General features: G+C 47.3%; 3 protein-coding genes and 1 pseudogene. All 4 read left to right on the forward strand.

The genetic code is table 11. The annotated features are described in order from the left end of the window. Positions 1-326 (forward strand): annotated as a pseudogene (locus tag HT737_RS29925) (hypothetical protein); the annotation flags it as partial. Between the two features lie 12 nt (positions 327-338). Then, complete coding sequence (locus tag HT737_RS29930) at positions 339-1,268, forward strand: DUF6402 family protein (RefSeq protein WP_182404625.1); 930 nt, start codon at positions 339-341, stop codon at positions 1,266-1,268. A gap of 52 nt (positions 1,269-1,320) precedes the next feature. Further along, a complete protein-coding gene (locus tag HT737_RS29935; protein ID WP_182403050.1) occupies positions 1,321-1,734 on the forward strand; it encodes a hypothetical protein in 414 nt (137 codons plus the stop codon). Positions 1,735-1,865: 131 nt separating this feature from the next. Further along, a complete protein-coding gene (locus tag HT737_RS29940; RefSeq protein ID WP_306287214.1) occupies positions 1,866-2,165 on the forward strand; it encodes a hypothetical protein in 300 nt (99 codons plus the stop codon). Positions 2,166-2,195: the final 30 nt, after the last annotated feature.

The raw sequence follows: 2,195 nt of genomic DNA on the forward strand, positions 1-2,195 counted from the left end.
CGGCCACGGTAGGTTCGGTTGGTTCTCATGGCAACAAGGTCACGGCAGGTTCCGGGACGGTGATTATCGGTAATTCGCACTCGCCGGCGCCGTTTGTGCCGCCTTTGCCGGTGGAGATCAAGTGGCCGTTTAACGAGCACTACGTCATCAATTGTCAGGACTCCGGGAAGCCATTGGCGGGAGTGGCATACAGTTTCAAAACAGCCTCGGGGAAAGTTATCAGTGGCGTCACGGGAGCCGACGGGAAGACGCAAAAAATCTCGTCCTCTGTAGCGGAGTCCTATGAGTTGATTATTGAACAGCAATCTGAAGTCGTAATTGGATAAAAGGATTTTGTTATGGCGGATACGAAAATAGCATCAAGTCTGACGCCGGCCAGTAACCAAACTGGTAAGTCTGCAGCTGTCCGTCAATTCAAAATCACAGATATACCTGATGCAATGGATAAGATGAAGTGGCCAGTTGCTGCGAAGCTGATGCGCCATTGGTTTGATGGCAAACCATGGCCAACTGCCGATGGTGCCATGAGTAAAGAGGTTAAAGACCATATTGCTCTTGCTGACATCGCCTACGTAAATGACACCATCGTAAAAATGGCTTGGTTGGAAAAATTTGAGCCTGCGAAAACTGTCATTGAAAAGCTTAAATCTGCTTGGGATAATCCTGCAGGCCGCAATAATATAAGCAAGAAAATTAAAGATAAGTATCTTGGCTCGGCGCCGGGTGTCTATCCTTTTAATTTTGCTAGCGCCAGGAAGGTTGAAGAGTTTGGATACAGTAATAATCGAGCAGTTAAATTCGGTTTAATAGAGAAGACTGATGAATTGCGAGCTGCGCTGGCAAACTTTAACGTCCGCGTATTTCCAGAGGGAAAGTTGGTTGTTTCCGTAGACAGCATTCAACTGTTTGTGGAGCGAATCGGTTTTTACGCTGAGGACGCCTATGACTTCAATGACGCACCGGATGACAATTTCAGTCAGCCATTGGGGTTCTGGAACTTCGATGGTATAGCCAACCCGGCTTATGCGGCCACTGCAAATGCCGGTGCGGCGCAGATGAAGTCAGACATCGCTTCAAACCCCTATATCAGTGCAGAAGACTCTCAGGCGATGTTTCGGGAAATAGAAAGCTCGCGTTATTTCTATATTACGAATTCTCATTTTGTAAAATATCGAACGGAATTTAAAAAAGGCGGTGATTTCCAGGTTTTGTCTGATATCAAATATCAGAATGTTCCCGTGACAGTTATTAATGTTTGGAATAAATGATGCGCATTTTTTGCTCATGTACAATCGCTGTCGAAGTGGGTGTGGCGAAAAAATGACTACGCTTAAAAAGAAATGGCTAGTGCCTGTCAGTTTGCTCTTGGTGTTGATTGCATTGCTCGTTTATTGCGTAAATTCAATGCTAGGGTATCCCGCAAGTACAACTACAGCTAGCCCCTCGGGCCGCTACACAATTGAGAATGTGCGTGTCGGCAGGATCTTTATGCTTGGCGGTATGGCGTATCTAAGAGTTATCGACTCGAAAGAGCCAGGGAAGGTATATCGAACCCCGTTGTATGATACGCAGTCGTTGGATATGCGCACATTCGAAGATGATGCTGAGGTTGGAATTACTTGGATCACCTTCGAAAAGAAAGATAAGGCTTTTATAATTTCCATGCCGCAATGGGAAGAAAACTGGCTGAATATTTTCATCAGTAATACACCCTACGAGATTCTGGAAAATTGATAGCAGTATGAACAGCTACGTTCGTCTCGCCCTATGCCTGTTAATCCACGCTCTCGGATGCGTGGCGTATGCATTTTTGAATGACGCGGTTGTGCATGCTTACAGGCTTTTTAACGGCGGGTTTACCTCCCATGGTGTCGCCATCGGCATTGCGACTTACGCACTGTTTTACATTTTTTCTGGGCGTCAACCTGATCGTTGCGCTGATTCCAGGTCTGGTCGCCAAGCTGGCCATCCTTTTTCTGATGGTGGGCTTCATCCTGCTCTGGATGCTACCCGACAACCCGTTAAGAGCGCTGTTTTACGGCGTAGCTCAAGGCTGCGTCACGTTGCTGGCGATCCTCACCACTCAAGTCATCGAGTTGCGTTGGACTTTGCGAAACATCGCAGGTCGCATTCAGCCAAGTCAGCCTGCAGGTGTAATCCAATGACCAGGTCGGACATCGAGCGTAATCCGCAGG

Source organism: Pseudomonas sp. MD195_PC81_125, assembly GCF_014060985.1.
GTDB lineage: Bacteria > Pseudomonadota > Gammaproteobacteria > Pseudomonadales > Pseudomonadaceae > Aquipseudomonas > Aquipseudomonas parakoreensis.

Bases quoted from the DNA above. Each gene is read 5' to 3' on its own strand.
- HT737_RS29930 (WP_182404625.1), top strand. From the start codon at position 339: ATGGCGGATACGAAAATAGCATCAAGTCTGACGCCGGCCAGTAACCAA.
- HT737_RS29935 (WP_182403050.1), top strand. From the start codon at position 1,321: ATGACTACGCTTAAAAAGAAATGGCTAGTGCCTGTCAGTTTGCTCTTG.
- HT737_RS29940 (WP_306287214.1), top strand. From the start codon at position 1,866: ATGGTGTCGCCATCGGCATTGCGACTTACGCACTGTTTTACATTTTTT.